This window comes from Bradyrhizobium sp. UFLA05-89, from assembly GCF_059803475.1.
This window is the reverse complement of the sequence record NZ_JBANBA010000107.1, coordinates 17,979-32,553: the sequence shown is the minus strand read 5'-3', so window position 1 is coordinate 32,553 and position 14,575 is coordinate 17,979. Positions and strand designations below refer to the sequence as shown.

Annotated in this window: 11 protein-coding genes and 2 pseudogenes; 9 read left to right on the top strand and 4 right to left on the bottom strand. The window is 58.4% G+C overall.

Annotated features, from left to right (window positions below; genetic code table 11):
- Nucleotides 1-90: 90 nt before the first annotated feature.
- Nucleotides 91-1,627, top strand: a pseudogene (gene istA / locus SO139_RS36655) (IS21 family transposase).
- 15 nt (nt 1,628-1,642) lie between these two features.
- Nucleotides 1,643-2,386, top strand: a pseudogene (gene istB / locus SO139_RS36650) (IS21-like element helper ATPase IstB).
- 435 nt (nt 2,387-2,821) lie between these two features.
- Here the strand turns inward: istB and SO139_RS36645 are convergent.
- The gene (locus SO139_RS36645) at nt 2,822-3,073 is read right to left on the bottom strand and encodes a PilZ domain-containing protein (protein WP_449382858.1); all 252 of its coding nucleotides are present in this window, start codon (nt 3,071-3,073) and stop codon (nt 2,822-2,824) included.
- Nucleotides 3,074-3,090: 17 nt separating this feature from the next.
- The gene (locus SO139_RS36640) at nt 3,091-3,225 is read right to left on the bottom strand and encodes a hypothetical protein (RefSeq protein ID WP_474802478.1); all 135 of its coding nucleotides are present in this window, start codon (nt 3,223-3,225) and stop codon (nt 3,091-3,093) included.
- A gap of 835 nt (nt 3,226-4,060) precedes the next feature.
- Between SO139_RS36640 and SO139_RS36635 the strand changes: the two genes are divergently transcribed.
- Nucleotides 4,061-4,723, top strand: a complete 663-nt coding sequence (locus tag SO139_RS36635; protein WP_498541539.1) for an arylesterase — start codon at nt 4,061-4,063, stop codon at nt 4,721-4,723.
- A 418-nt stretch (nt 4,724-5,141) separates the two neighbouring features.
- Nucleotides 5,142-5,399, top strand: a complete 258-nt coding sequence (locus SO139_RS36630; RefSeq protein WP_449382861.1) for a hypothetical protein — start codon at nt 5,142-5,144, stop codon at nt 5,397-5,399.
- 825 nt (nt 5,400-6,224) lie between these two features.
- Here the strand turns inward: SO139_RS36630 and SO139_RS36625 are convergent.
- Nucleotides 6,225-6,401 (bottom strand): hypothetical protein, encoded by a 177-nt coding sequence (locus tag SO139_RS36625; protein WP_449382862.1) that lies wholly within the window; start codon nt 6,399-6,401, stop codon nt 6,225-6,227.
- Nucleotides 6,402-7,110: 709 nt separating this feature from the next.
- On the bottom strand, nt 7,111-7,392 hold the full coding sequence (locus SO139_RS36620; protein ID WP_449382863.1) for a hypothetical protein: 282 nt from the start codon (nt 7,390-7,392) through the stop codon (nt 7,111-7,113).
- Nucleotides 7,393-8,718: 1,326 nt separating this feature from the next.
- Here SO139_RS36620 and SO139_RS36615 point away from each other — a divergent pair.
- From SO139_RS36615 to SO139_RS36595, 5 genes are all read left to right on the top strand, one after another.
- Nucleotides 8,719-9,090: a hypothetical protein gene (locus SO139_RS36615; protein ID WP_449382864.1), complete on the top strand. Its 372-nt coding sequence runs from the start codon at nt 8,719-8,721 to the stop codon at nt 9,088-9,090.
- 174 nt (nt 9,091-9,264) lie between these two features.
- The gene (locus SO139_RS36610) at nt 9,265-9,633 is read left to right on the top strand and encodes a hypothetical protein (protein WP_449382865.1); all 369 of its coding nucleotides are present in this window, start codon (nt 9,265-9,267) and stop codon (nt 9,631-9,633) included.
- Between the two features lie 145 nt (nt 9,634-9,778).
- Nucleotides 9,779-10,036 carry a hypothetical protein gene (locus SO139_RS36605; protein WP_449382866.1) on the top strand — a complete coding sequence of 86 codons (258 nt, stop codon included), beginning with the start codon at nt 9,779-9,781 and terminating at the stop codon, nt 10,034-10,036.
- A gap of 775 nt (nt 10,037-10,811) precedes the next feature.
- On the top strand, nt 10,812-13,700 hold the full coding sequence (locus SO139_RS36600; RefSeq protein ID WP_498541538.1) for an MFS transporter: 2,889 nt from the start codon (nt 10,812-10,814) through the stop codon (nt 13,698-13,700).
- A 480-nt stretch (nt 13,701-14,180) separates the two neighbouring features.
- Nucleotides 14,181-14,573 carry a VanZ family protein gene (locus tag SO139_RS36595; protein WP_449382868.1) on the top strand — a complete coding sequence of 131 codons (393 nt, stop codon included), beginning with the start codon at nt 14,181-14,183 and terminating at the stop codon, nt 14,571-14,573.
- Nucleotides 14,574-14,575 lie beyond the last annotated feature (2 nt).

The window sequence follows — 14,575 nt, the reverse complement described above, 5'->3', positions numbered from 1 at the left end:
ATGGATACTCTGTCGCCGCCTATCGCAACCACACCTTGCGTAAAAACGGTGCTCAGAAACGTTCTTCACAAACGACCGCAGAGGATCGAGATGCCGACAGAGAGACTGTCCATGCGCCACATTCGCGAAGTTCTACGCCTGCACTGCAGCGTCGGCATGTCGCAACGCGCCGTTGCCCGGAGCCTCGGCTTGGCCCAGGGCACGGTCAGCAAATACCTCAACCGAGCCCGCCGCGCCGGTCTGACCTGGCCGTTGCCGCCGGAGCTGGATGACGACGTCCAGCTCGAGAACCGCTTGTTTCCGCCGCCTTCCGATCGGCCCAGCGACGAGCGTCCGCATCCGGACTGGGCGCTCGTGCATCGCGAGCTGCGGCGGAGGAACGTCACGCTGATGCTGTTGTGGGAGGAGTATTGCGACGCAAACTCCGACAGCTTCAGCTATGCGTGGTTTTGCGAACGCTACAGGGAATGGGCCGGCCGTCTCAAGCCGACCCTGCGCCAGGTTCATGCCGCCGGCGAGAAGCTGTTCGGCGACTATTCTGGCCACACCATGGACCTGGTTGACGGGCTCACCGGCGAGGTGCGCAACGCGCAGATCTTCGTCGCCGTGCTCGGCGCCTCGAACTACACCTACGCCGAGGCCAGCCTCACCCAGAGCCTGCCCGACTGGATCGCCTCCCACGTCCGGGCCTTTGCCTTTTTCGGCGGTGTGGCCCGGCAGACGGTGAGCGACAATCTCAAGGCCGGCATCACGGGCCTGCTTTCACGAGCCGATGGTCAACCGGACCTATGCCGATCTCGCCCGCCATTATCGCACCGCCATCGTTCCTGCACGGCCGTATCGGCCGCGCGACAAAGCCAAGGTCGAAGTCGGGGTCCAAATCGTCGGGCGATGGATTCTGGCGCGCCTGCGCAACCACCGCTTCTTCTCGCTTGCCGCTCTCAATGAGGCGATTCACGCGCTGCTTGTCGATCTCAACAATCGACCATTGCGGAGCTGGGGGCGAAGCCGGCGCGACCTATTCGAAGAGCTCGATCGCCCGGCGTTAATCCCCTTGCCGGATGAGCCCTACGAGTACGCCGAGTGGAAGCGCTGCCGGGTCAACCTCGATTATCATATCGAGATCGCCAAGCATTACTACAGCGTGCCTCACCACCTCGTGCATCAGGAGGTCGAGGCTCGGATCACCGCGCGAACGGTTGAGATTTTCCTGCGCGGCAAGCGCATCGCCTCGCATCTGCGCAGCACGCTGCCGCATCGCCCGACGACGATTTCCGAGCATATGCCAAGCTCGCATCGCCGCTATCGTGACTGGACCCATGAGCGTATTCGTTCCGAAGCCGCCAAGGTCGGCCCCGACGCCGGGACCCTGATCGACGTCATCCTGCGGTCGCGACCACATCCGGAACAGGGCTTCCGCTCGGCCATCGGCATTCTCGGGCTGGTCAAGCGCTATGGCCAAGAGCGCGTCGACGCCGCCTGCGCCCGTGCCCTTCTCCTCAACGCCCGTTCGTACAAATCAGTCGCCGCCATCCTCAAGAACGGCACTGACAGAACCGCTCCGCCCGCCGAGGAGGCGCCCATCCTCTTCCACGCCAACATCCGTGGCCGCAGTTACTACAATTGATCAGGAGAGATCAGCATGCTCATTCACCCCACCATCGATCGCTTGCGCGCTCTCGGCCTCGCCGCTATGGCCGATACTCTCGCCGAACTACAGAACAATCCCGAGGCGGCCGAAATGCCGCACGCCGATTGGCTCGGCCTCCTCGTCGATCGCGAGGTCACCGCTCGCGATAACCGTCGCCTCATGCGCAGCTTGACCAGTGCCAAGCTCCGTCAAGCCGCCGCCATCGAGAACGTCGACTATCGCACCGCTCGCGGCCTTGACCGTTCGCTCTTCCAAACCCTCGCCACTTGCCAATGAATCCGTGATGCCAACCACCTGGTCATTGTTGGCCCAACCGGCACCGGCAAGTCCTGGCTTGCCTGTGCGCTCGGCAACAAAGCTTGCCGCGACGGCTTCTCCGTCCTCTACAAGCGAGCATCCCGCCTGTTCGCCGATCTCGCCCAGGCGCGCGGCGAAGGCCGTCTGGCGCGCCTGATCGCCGCGCTCGAGCGCGTCAATCTCCTCATCCTCGACGACTGGGGACCTGAACCGCTCACCGCCGACCAGCGCCGCGATCTGCTCGAGATCGTCGATGATCGCTACGACAAGGGATCCTTGTTGATCACAAGTCAGGTCCCCGTGTCGCAATGGCACGATGTCATTGCCGACCCCACCCTTGGCGATGCGATACTGGACCGCATCATTCACAATGCGCACCGCATCGAGCTCAAAGGCGACAGTCTGCGCCGTCACGCCGATGAAAAGAAAAAACCATGATCGCCTCGCGCCCGATCGCTCCGCCGGCCCACAGGTCCCTCCCGCGCGCGTCGCTCCGTCGCTCGTGGGGGCACTCCGCGCCGCGCACGGGGCCCTCCCATGGACCGCCGGAACGATCTCCAAACCAGCCCGCCAGCCTTGACGAGGAGACCGTTTCCAGCACACATAAACCCGTCAGTCGTGTCCGCTTCCGAACCTGATCACGATCACTGGAATCCGTGATCACCATCGTCTGGAATCACTGATCACCATCCCTGGAATACGCAGGTAGCGCACGACGGACAGCTTCGGTCCATCATTCGATGGCTTGGGCTTATCGCGCCGCTCGCGTTTCCACGCGGTGCCCGCCCGCTGCCTCGCCTGCTCCCTTTCAAATTTGATTGCGACAGCACGCTTCTGTTTGACGGGTCGATCAGCGCGACTTCGTACTGGTTCTCAGTTTTGTGGGAATCTGAGTCCGACGAAATCGCCCCATCGCCAAACCACACGACAGTGGCGAGGAGACTGATACCCGTCAATTGCCAGATTGAATTCAACAGGAAGAAGCTTTGTGCCGCCAAGCCACACGCCGGCTCCGTCGAGCGACATGTCACGGACACGACAATGCCGCGCCAGGATCAATTCGCCACAAAGGACGGTAGCATTCCGGTTGATCCAGTAGCGATGGCAAGTTCGTCGCTCCAGCAACAGAACCTCCTGATCGTTCAGTAGAGGCGCGCAATTTGGTGATGGTTGCGTCGGTCCTTCGCCTCGATGCTCACGCGCGCGACTCCGGCAATTACGAGCGTCAGCAAGGCGATCCAAATGCATATGTCGAAAGCGGTCATCAGCTTTTGCATACGGATAACCCATCGATCAAACTAACACTGGCATCAACGAAAAGTGTAATTCAGTGTTGGGTGCTCACTGAGTTTCTTTGGGGACTTTCTCAAGAAGGCATCGACGAATTTCGCGAGGCGTTGGCGGCGTCAAAGAGCGCAACAAGTGCGATCGGGCGTCTTCCACATTGTCTCGGGAGACGTAGCCCTCGCGCAACGCGGTTTCCAAGGAGTGACAAGCCGTCGCAACCGCTTGCTCCAGCTGCCTGATGCGCGATTGTAACCTCGTCTGCCCTTTCATAGTTCGCTCTTCCAAGTTCAGCTGCGGCCAAAACTGCGACCGAAATTTCGATTGAGGTATCGAAAGGATATGTCCGTCATTAAACTCAAAATAGGGTATGGAGCTTCGCGGGTTGCCCCTTGGTCTTCCCAAGAAAAAACCTCATAGGGGTTCCCAGCAATCCACCGAGCGCTCGTCCAACGCCACGGAATTGCAAAGCATATTATTTGATATTTAAATAGCTGCAACATTTAATTGTTATTATTATATTATATTGCAGTCCGGTTGCGTGACTCCCGAGCTAGCGGGACCAGAGACAGCAATGTTCGAGCCCAGCAAGACAAGGCCCGGGAACGGCGGATCTTGTTAGTCACCGCCAGCCGGCGGCGAGCAGTTGGCGCCAGCCGCTTCTGCCTCGAATTGCGAGCGGATTTCGGCTTGCGATACCGAGGGCGAAGCCCGCTCCACGCCGAGAGCTACTCTTCCGCGAGGTCGCATTTTGCCCCGGAACGGATCACGACAGGGGAGTTACCGTAGCGTGTTGCCGTCTGTTCGCTGTCGGGTCTAATGATTGGCATGGCCAAGTTCACTCTGCGCCTTACAGTTACCATCGTCGCCGCTTGCATCGTGCTCGCGTGGGCAACGAACCATCGCGCTTGTGCCGAAGAAAAGGCGGTCAGGATCGTCGTGCTGGGAGATTCTCTCACTGCAGGATACGGAGTTTCGGCCATCGATGCCTTTCCGGCCAAACTCGAGCTTGCATTGAGAGGGAGAGGTCAAACGGTGGACGTTATCAATGCCGGCGTTAGTGGTGACACAGCTGCGAGGGGCCTCGCTAGATTGAGCCGATCAATCCCCGACGGAACCGATGCGGTAATTTTGGAGCTCGGTGCGAATGACATGCTCAGGGGATTCGATCCGACTGCCACTCGCGCGGTACTCGCGACGATTCTACGCACCCTCGAAGTTCGGCGAATTGTCGTGCTTCTTTGCGGGGTCCGGACCCAGCCCAGCCTGGGAGACGAATACAAGAGCGCTTTTGCAGCAATGTTCTCTGGTCTCGCCAGCGAGCACGACGTCTTGTTCTACCCGGCTTTCGACGATGCATTTGTCGACGATTCTCGGCTCAAGCAGCTTGACGGCCTGCACCCAACCGTGGCCGGAATCGACGCGGTCGTCACGCGCATACTACCAACAGTCGAGGCCCTGATCGACCGCGCGCGACGTAGAGAGCGTTGATTCCCTCCTTTTTGCAATCGCTGGTTTTTTGGTTTCGTCGCGCGCGATCTGCGGTTCTAGCCACCCGGGGGCGACGATAGTTCTAGCGGCGGGACTGCCCGGCGGGCGTCCCAATGTCACCGGCCTGGATCAATCGGCCCCAAAAGACACGCTGCCCCGGCTCGATTCCCCTTCGCAGTTATTGCCCGCCGCTGCTCCAAGCACCATAAATTGCTGGGAGCGCGCCGGTGATGGCTGGGCCATTGCCCGAAGGAAGCCGAAACGGCAACGTGAGAGCGCCCCGGTCGAGCTCCGATCGACCCAACGTCAGGCAGAACTGAGGGTCGGATGGTGCATCGGAGCCGTGGGCCGCTACGCAAGTAGCAGCGCCTCGGTTGCCGCGATGTGGCGTTCTTGACGAGCTAATGTGGAGGGTGATGTGGCCCTGCATTTTACTCGCGTCGACACGGCAGTGCGTGAGCTTGAAATATGGATGGCGAGCGACGACGGATATTCGTTTGTGATCAGTAACGAAAGCCGTGCCGGTCCTGGGCTTCACGGACAGCCCGGCTTTGTTGCCTCATGGCGGCCCATTTACATGAACAAGCCGGCAATCAAGCTTCCCGGCTCGCCCTTTACTACCCTCGCCGACGCCGAGAAGGCCTGCGAGGCCTTCCTGACAAACCTGAGGCGATGACGAATGGCCGCGCATCTCCATGGCTTCGTCTAGGTTGCGGATGGCTCCACTCGGCAATGATGGGAGATCTCAACATGCTTGGCGACTCGTTCCGATCGAAGACAATAACATTCGGACGATATTAATTTACAGTCGTTTAAATGGGCACCGGGAATGCCGAGGAAGTCAATACGGGGCTGTCCGGGCGGAACACTACTCGCAAATGCGTCCAGACTTAGCGACCGCTCGTGGAAAACTTTGAGATCAGGAGCGCATTGCATCGATCGCATGGGCGATCAAGACCGCTGCGCTGACGGTGACGAGTACAACAAGCAACCAGGTAAGGATCACGTTCGCCTCCGAGTTGGGAGTGAACGCGCTCATCCGTGCACAGTCAAAAACAACTGGCCGAAAATATCAATTTCGGTCTTAAGCTGAGGATTCGCGGCAACTGATGCGCCCGCTGTCGGCCCTATCGACAGAATGTCAGGAATAGCAGAATCCCAACAACGCAGGCCGCGAGAGACAAGAAATAGATACTCACGGCTAACACTCCCGATTCATCGGGCATTGAAGGTAAACGAGGCGAACACATCCAAACGCTTTTGCCCACTTTTCCCCCAAGGTTGTCCAACGGATTTCGGCGCCGGCATCAAGATGGCAGTCGACTAAGGCTGCCTCGAACTGCACGAGAGCGGGCCATCTGCGCGGTTCTTGAAACAGGGGCCGCCAACTGGACGGCTGTCGGCGACTGGTGCGGAGAGACGGGCGCCGCGACGCTAGCCAAGATGCACACCGCTGCCAATGACCAAGGGCAATCGCAAGGCAAGGCGAGCCCTGCGTCAGTTACTCAGGCGGCCCAATACTGTTCAGGGTTCGGCGCGGTTGCAATTGCTCTAGGCGCTCTTCGAGAATGCCCTTCCTCTCTCGGAGGATCATCGTCAGCTTCGCGTCAACATCTTCCCGCAATGACCAAAGCTCATCGGCGGACAGGTCGTATAGCAATTGCTCCTGTTGCTTCATGGTCGTCTCCGTCGTTGGAGGACACACCGAAGCAAAACTAGCATCCAATTTAGTTGGTTCCTAATTTAGTAACTTAATTTGGCCATGCCGATCACATCGATCGCCCAGGGGCCAGCGCGCGCGCCCGCAAGCGCTCTCCGCTACTTCTCTTCCTCTGAAGTGCAGCGTCGAGCCTTCTCTGCTCAGCCTTGAGCACACGATCTCGAAGCTTCTCCACTTCGGAAAGCTCAGTAGCAAGCGCATCAAGATGCTGGCGGAGAACAGTGGCGCGATCACAAATAGTCATTATACGCCTCAAATAATACCTGAGAAAAAAGAAGACCGGCGAAACGGAAACATTAAAATCACGCAACTCAAGCGATTGTTAGAGCATCCGTCAAGATACAACTGTGGGCAGGAAATGACCTGGGCCTGAAGTATCGATGCAGGGGTGCTTCGAGGCAAGCGCCACGCTCCAATCTAACCACAAGTATAATTCTTTTTCACTTTCATTTAAATTTAAATTTGGAATTCACCACATTAATTTAGCGACCTTCGCCGACTCCGTGTTCCTGTTCACAACTGAGCCACCAGCCCCTCTCTCTGGGGCCACCGCCATCCGATAGCGTCCGCTCATGTCGGAAGAGCCGATCAGGCTCCGGGTCGGCGCTTTCTGGCCGCGCGTGCGAGGGAGCAGTTAGGTCCGGCGCAAGCGCAACTGCACAGACAATCAGGCTGGTCGAGACAGATGATCCTCAGTAGCTTTGCGGGTCGCCTTTTCGAACAGCCACCCCAAAGCTTCTGCGGGATTCGACCAACGCATCTCATCGATCTGCTCGGCCAGCTTAAGTGCGTGCGTAGTCAGCACCTCTATGTCGTGAGGATTGGCGCCGGCTTTTTCCAATGCCTCCACGCACCGGTTGAACGCCGCCAGATCGAGCTGAAGTTGCTCAACATTTGGCTCATGACGATTTGCCCCCAGTAGCTTCCATGCCCTTCTCCGCGCGCGCATTTTTCTCCCCCTAAGCGGTCACGCATTCGTGAGATCCGTTTGTGGCGGCAACAGGAAGATGGGAGGACCGAATTAGGGATGTTTGCGGGCCATACGCCAAAGGTGGGGCGTTAACTGGATGAAGACGTGTCGCGAGCTGCACCCGGCCGACCAATGCAATGGTTGCGTGTTGCTCTGGAGCGGCAGTGCCCAGGCTAAGGCGCCGAATGAACGCCGAGGCTATGTCGCATAAGGCTTACCGCCGAACGCCGGCGCCAACACGGAAGCCGCAGCAAGCAAAGCTTGCTCAGCTCGAAAGAGCATTGACCCGCATCCACATAGAGAAAATCAACGCGGCTCTCCGTACGCGCTCTAAGCCAGTGGGGACAAGTTGGGGTCGGCAGCAAGCGCTCGGTTGAGCGCGGCTGGCTCAAGCTGCACGCGAGCCAGCACCTTTGCGCCTCACAAAACATGGACGGCAAACCAAGAAACTCACTTCCCTTCGATCCACTTTCGTTCTCAAGCCGCACAACCTGGATGAGCTTTTACGGTTGCAAAAGAACGGAACGTGTCCGCGCTAGCGAAGTCGATATTTCGGGCGAGGCTCGCCGATTTGCCGAAGCGTCAATGTCTCGTCTCCTACGGCAGTAGCTATCAATCGAAGTGCTTCATAGGATTCTTCGGAGTCTTGACCGGCGACGCTCAACTGAAAGGCGGAAGGTCGCGACTTAAACGCGGATTCCTCCTCTTTTGCCAGATCGTTCAGTTCTTTGACGATCGCATCTAGCCGGTCCGCTATGCTCTGAATCTCGTGTCGGCGGTACTTATCCATTTAGCTGCCAAAACGGTCTCGGCATCCTTGGGGATGCAGGGGTGGGATGGATGCCGAGACCGCAGGTTGTGCTCGCACTCGGGCTCTTGGCGCGAACTTCTGCAGCCTAGCATTAAATTTGATTTTTTTCACAATTTAAGTAATTTAATTAAGTGCACGATTAATGCTGTTTAGCAAGCTTGCCGCAAACTCCTGTTTTCGTCTTATGTGGAGCTCTGCCTGGCGACCGCCGGCAAGCAGAGGCCATCGAGCCCTGATTGAATCCAGAGGTAAGCACGATGGGCTGCTGGTCCATCCGGCGGAAAGATCGCGCGCCTGCTGTCGCGCCACGGCAGCCTCGATCAGGCGCTATCCGTGGGTCGCCGTGGCTACCCTGAAGAACCAGCAGAAGCACGTCACCAGGCCCTGCACCGTCATGGCAACGAGCGGCCGCGGTGGCCGCCGAGGTCGGTCGATGAGAACGCTGTCTCGGCCCTACCGTCCGCATCGGCCTCAAGCGCGGAGCCCGGGGCAACATGAATGGTCCTTTCCATACGGCTCACCCGGCTATTGCGATCACCTTGCCGAGCGAGCTTGAAATTCTTTCACCGCCGCCGTTGCTGTTGCCCGGCGAGGACGCCGGTCACTACCGATTGCTGCGAGGTGCGATATTTTCCGATGTCGCACCTCGTTCAGCCATCGAACGGTCGTTGGCCATCGATGTAGCCGAACTGTCTCGGGAGATCCGACGCTGTCGTACCCAAGCATGGAAGTCCATGTGCAAGCGCGCGGAGCTCTTGTCTTCTTCGAGAGCCTGCTCAATGCAGCACAAGCCAAACGTCTTCCGATTCCCAAGGAAATCAAACATCACCGCAGCTCAAGCCAAAGCAAGCTCGACGATTGCGTAAAGACAGGGACCAAGTAGTTTGCCCGCGATGCGCGTTTCACTTGCTGTGACAAACCATGTTCACTGGTCCGCGCCTCTTGGCGCCGTCCCAGTTCGGTTAAATCTACCAGTGGACTATCGTGTATGGTCTGCACTATAGCAATTGACGCATTCGGGACCTTCGAGGGGCGGTCACATGAGCATCAAATCAGCGATGGCCGGCCTGTGCTGCTTCGCCGGCTTGCTGTTGGCGCGCACTGCGATCGCAGGCGAATGCGCACCACGCGCCGAGCGCTTCGAACTACGCTCCGACACGGTGTATTGGTCCTTTTCGATCCAACCTGGAGGCGAGTGCCTGCAGGGATTGCGCGGCAGGACGCAGCTCCTGGACGAGATAAAATTGCTCGAGCCGCCAACAGCCGGCGTTGTAACCACCGTCGGTCCATCATTTCGTTACCAAGCCCCCTCTTCCGCGGGAAATTACCGATTCACACTAGAAGTGATAGGCGAAAATCGCAGGCAACGCGGTATGTCGACTATTATTGTAGAGGTGACTGTCAGGTAGAGGCGCATTCCATTGAAAGTGCGCCAGTGCACGGCCACAAGTAATGTGCTATGTTCGCCGCGACGTCCCTAGCATCACGCGATGCAACCTTTTGCAGGGCATCGCATTTTTCGAGCTTGAGCCATTTTGAGAAGGAGATTGCCCTATGAAGCCCCGTGCCCTGGTCCTGACCATGCTTTTGTGCGCTTCCGCCCCGATGCTCTCGGCAAGCGTTGCCTCGGCTGCGGATATCTCGACCTATCCGGCGCACCGATACAGGACTGGATATGTGTATTGGGACGATGTCTATCCGCCCGCAGTTTACGGTCCGCGTCTTCGACCAGTTGAGGAGGTAGCGGCACTGAAGGCGGAGCGTCGGCCCGTCTCTTCGCTCTGGTCAGGCTACTGGTGGTACAATCACTGATCCAACAGGACAGCTCGAGGGGTGACCTGACGGGCAAATTGCTAGTAGGGCCCCTCTAACAAACAGAACTCGACATTTCCGGAGCGACCGTCAATTCACTTGGAGAAGCATCGATCGTCTTTTGAGCATGATGGTGCGCGGGTGAGGGACCCGCTTTGTGAATGCTACCTTTGATACCGCACAAAATGTTAGGGCGGGGTAGAGTTTGTGGTCCTTTTCCTCCCCGTTGGGCCACCTGACGAAAGCGTCCAACACTATCAAATATTGCGATAGTCAACCTTCAACGATCTCGCGCCGCAATCTGCGATCGAGTGGCTGCTCGCCATCGATGTTGCAGAATTCTTCTGGGTAGATCCAGCACTACCGCTTCTTGCGACGCAAGCTTCTCGAGGCGTATTCCCAACGGGCAATCGAAGAGTCCCTCAGCACGTCGATGTAGTGGGCATCGCGCCGAGTTCGAAGCGCAAGCAGAGCGCTACACGATTCAAAAGACGCGCCGAGCTGCGGCTCGATCAGATTGCCGCCTCCTAGATTGAAGATCGCCTTGCTGCATACGGCTTCGCAAGTACGACAGAGCTGCACTCAGGCCCCCTCCTCCGCGAACTCCAGGCAGGGCCGCTCGAGTTACCCCCGCCACGAACATGTGATGCCAAGGCTGTGACCTGCCTCACGGTGGAGAGCGACGCAACCATTGATAGTACGGCGAGCGGAAAAGGGCTTCCCACACAGACAATGAGCGAACCCTGCCAGCCGTATTCGGTAATGGAGAGCATCCATGTGGAACGCGAAATTTCGCATCGAAGCTGCCCGAATGAGACGCATCAGGTCGGCCCGTATAGTCGATGGGGCGCAAATCCGACCTCCGAGCGCCTGGGACAGATGGCAGAACCGCCTGGTCAGGATCAGGTCGCTTCTCATCGGCGGCTGGGATGGCAATGCGAGCACAAGCCTGAACGGATGGATCAGCTTCGGTTTGCACTATCGCGCACTGTTGCCAAGGTTCTCCGTGGCGCTCGTCTTGTTCCTGCTGCTTGCCGAGTTCGACTGGCACCACTCCTGGCATTACCCCCCGCTCAACCGGTTTCTTGCCGCGCTTGATCCCCTGCCGCATCTCGCGGAGGCTTTCGCCCTGCTGGCTCTCGCCGCCTACGCCTCCCTCCTTAGCCTCAGGCTCGTGATCGACATCGTTGAGTTCGGCCGTTTAGGCCGGATCGTGGCCGCAATGGCATTGCCAATCAGCGTGATGGGCGTCGCGACGTACCTCCTGTTCTTCAACGATCAAGGGCGTGAACTTGGCCTTGGTCTAATGGACAAGAAGATCGGCCAATTCGCCGTGCTGTTTTTAGTCTTGATCTACTGGGCCGTGAGCGCGTGGCTGTCGGCTCGGATCGGACTCAATCGGGCGTTTCCTGAGCCTGAACACCATCAGGTTCTCCTTTTCTGGGGGCCTCGTCTCGTCGGTGTTATCGCTCATTTCCTCGCCGCTTGCAGCCTGTCCTTTGCTGCACTCCAAGCTACCAATTTCACACATACCGTCGCAAATATTGCACTTGCGGTTACTGCACCCATAGCGATCGTGCTCGCAGTCTCTTTTGTCTGGTTCCTCGAGCACGCGCTGTTGCCCCACAGGGGCAACGCCGAGCAGCGAGCGCGCGCACGTTCGAACATGCAGATGGCTGCGTTTTTTGAAGTCATGCTATTGATGGCCCTCGGATTTGCACTCTGGCGTGAAATTATTCCGGCTGGTCTATTTTGGGCGATACTGGCGATCTCGCTCTCCGCGATCGGTTTTTTGGGCGTGATTAGCTGGCTACGTCGCAGACCACCGCTCGGCTCCAGAGCCGTTCAGGAACACCGTCAACGCGACACAATCGCGGAAGCGAGAAATTCATGGATATGCGGCTTGGGTCTCACCGCAATCATGGTTGGCGGCACACTGGCGATCTGGATTTCGCCAATGTGGGTTGGCGGCCATTTTGGATCGCTGGTGATTGCCTTCTTCGCGTTCGGGTCATTCCTGTCCGGCGCCAATCTGCTGGATCTCATTGCAGACTCCCTGGCGCGGGATTGCAGGCGGCGAGGCTTCACTGCGATTCACAGACAGACAGTGTGGTGCGTTTTCGTCGGACTCTTGGTGGCGCCCGCCATATTGATGTCGGCCACCCGGACTTACCACCCTGTTCGGCTTTGCGGACAATGCAAGCCCGCGCCACAGAGTCCGGGAATGTCCGCTATCGCAAGGTACGACCAGCGGCCCACCGTAACCGAGGCCGTTGAAGCATGGTACCAGAAGGCCGCGCCGATCTACCACTCGTTGCATCCCGGAGAACCCGTTCCGCTGTTCATCATCGCGACTGCGGGCGGCGGGATCCGTGCCGCGTATTGGACAGCGACCGTTCTCGAGAAGCTCGAGGCAGAATTGGACGACGCTGCGATCGAGGCTGCGATTGCCGCGGCCGGCCAGCCGGACAACGACGGGCTAATGCGCCCCTTGCTGTTCGCCATCAGCGGTGTCTCCGGCGGGAGCGTCGGAGCAGCCGCGTACGCCGCAGCGGTTCATGATCATCTTGAGAAGAAGCCGAAGGTCGCGCCCACGAACGGAACGACGGTCGGGCCGAAGGTCGAGCCGACGACCTATCTTGAAGGCGACCTTCTCGCCCCAGGCCTAGCAAGCCTTGCATTCATCGACATTCCTTCCAACTTCCTGCCGGATTTCGGACAGATTGACCGCGGCGAGGCACTTGAACGCGGCTTCGAACAACAAGCGCCCGATAGCGGACTGTTGTCTAATTCCTTTACCAGCTTCTTTCCGGAAATCAGGTTATCGCCAGACTCATGGAAATGGCGGCCCGCACTGCTCCTCAATGCCACGCATCAGGAAACCGGGCGACGCATCATTACCAGCCACCTCAAGATCGATCAGGACACGTTTGTCGACAGCTACGATGCCCTTAAAATGCTCGCATCCGACGTTCGCCTCAGCACGGCTGCCCACAACAGCGCACGCTTCACCTACATCTCTCCCGCCGGCGACCTGATCGATCCGGACAATAAACCTCATGGATTCGTTATCGACGGGGGCTACTTCGAAAACTACGGCGCGCAGACGGCCGTCGAGCTCGCACGCGCGGCGATCAAGGCGAAGGGTAACGCAATCCGACCCGTGATCCTGCAGATCAGCAGTGATCCGACGATGGTCGTGGGCAAAACATTGGTCCGCCAATGCACGGACCACCGCGGCGAGGCCCTCGAAAGCTATCAGGCCAATCGCCATTGGTGGGACCTGTCGCTCTTCAACGAATTGAGCGCACCGATGATCGGCATCATGTCGGTGCGGGAAGCTCACGGCTTCACCGCCGTCACCGGCCTCGCTCATCTGTGCTGTGAAGATCAATCGAAACCCGAACTCGACATTGGCGATGCGACCTCCCTTAAGTCGGCAACCCTAAAGCCCTTGTTTTTCCATATGGCCATGTGCGCGCAGGAGCAATCATTCCCGCTTGGATGGGTGCTTTCCGACCAAACCCGCGAGAGGCTTAAGGGGAGCGACAGGCTCAAGGGCCTACTGACGAAGTGCGACAACGACGACCAACTCTCCAAGCTCGTGCGGGCTTTGGGGAAACCTGTGTCGCTCCCGAGCAAGGTGGCCACGGTCGGCCCTTGATCTCATCGCGCCCGAATTCGAAGAGCAAGTAGAACGCTGCACGGTGCAGAACGCGCTGAGCTGGCGCCCTGATCTAATTTACCGCCTTCGAAATCGACAATCGTCTTGTCGCCATCGGAGACCACCATCAGCATGGACGTGTAAGCGCAAGCACGGGAGATCTCCTGCCTGAAGGCCAACTCAGTGCCGCGCAGGCCTGGAGATTGCTGCCTCTCAAGGAGATCGAAAGGCACCGGAGCCTTCCGAAGCTGAAGGCAAATGTCGAAGGCCAAGCATTCAAGCGCGCGAACCGGCGTTAACGTGCGGCCATCCCAAGCACCGTTTTCCGCGCAACTGCACCTATCTCTGAGACTATTTGACCAAATAATAGGCGGCCGCCGTGCGACCGGCGTATGACCGTTCCACCACTCGGGGGGCCAGATTCGAGCCAGATTCCAAGCTATGCGTTGCAGGATCGCGAAGTTCCCGCTATGAGGAAGCATGACAAAACTTTGTCTTATTGCAGGATGGCTGGCGCTTGGGATCGTGGCGTTCATGACGCTTGGTCCCGTGCATGATAGACCCCAGGTTGCATCGTCCCATCTGGAACATTTCGCAGCGTTCCTACTATTGGGGCTCGTCTTCGCGCTGGCCTATCCAAACCGTCCCATTCGTGCTGTCCTGATTGTCGTTGGAAGCGCGATCCTGCTTGAGATGCTGCAACTACTTACCCCGGACCGACACGGCCGCCTCATGGATGCGATGACCAAGGTCGCGGGAGCAGCGTCTGGCATCATGCTGGCGCGCGTCGCGCTCAACTCCTGGCAAGCAAAATTGCGAAGCGTGCCTGCAGTGAGCACTGCGTTTAGACGCAGAGAGCACGATCGGCTTTAGTC

Bases quoted from the DNA above. Each gene is read 5' to 3' on its own strand.
- SO139_RS36640 (WP_474802478.1), bottom strand. From the start codon at position 3,225: ATGCAAAAGCTGATGACCGCTTTCGACATATGCATTTGGATCGCCTTG.
- SO139_RS36635 (WP_498541539.1), top strand. From the start codon at position 4,061: ATGGCCAAGTTCACTCTGCGCCTTACAGTTACCATCGTCGCCGCTTGC.
- SO139_RS36625 (WP_449382862.1), bottom strand. From the start codon at position 6,401: ATGAAGCAACAGGAGCAATTGCTATACGACCTGTCCGCCGATGAGCTT.
- SO139_RS36620 (WP_449382863.1), bottom strand. From the start codon at position 7,392: ATGCGCGCGCGGAGAAGGGCATGGAAGCTACTGGGGGCAAATCGTCAT.
- SO139_RS36615 (WP_449382864.1), top strand. From the start codon at position 8,719: ATGAATGGTCCTTTCCATACGGCTCACCCGGCTATTGCGATCACCTTG.
- SO139_RS36610 (WP_449382865.1), top strand. From the start codon at position 9,265: ATGAGCATCAAATCAGCGATGGCCGGCCTGTGCTGCTTCGCCGGCTTG.
- SO139_RS36605 (WP_449382866.1), top strand. From the start codon at position 9,779: ATGAAGCCCCGTGCCCTGGTCCTGACCATGCTTTTGTGCGCTTCCGCC.
- SO139_RS36600 (WP_498541538.1), top strand. From the start codon at position 10,812: ATGTGGAACGCGAAATTTCGCATCGAAGCTGCCCGAATGAGACGCATC.
- SO139_RS36595 (WP_449382868.1), top strand. From the start codon at position 14,181: ATGACAAAACTTTGTCTTATTGCAGGATGGCTGGCGCTTGGGATCGTG.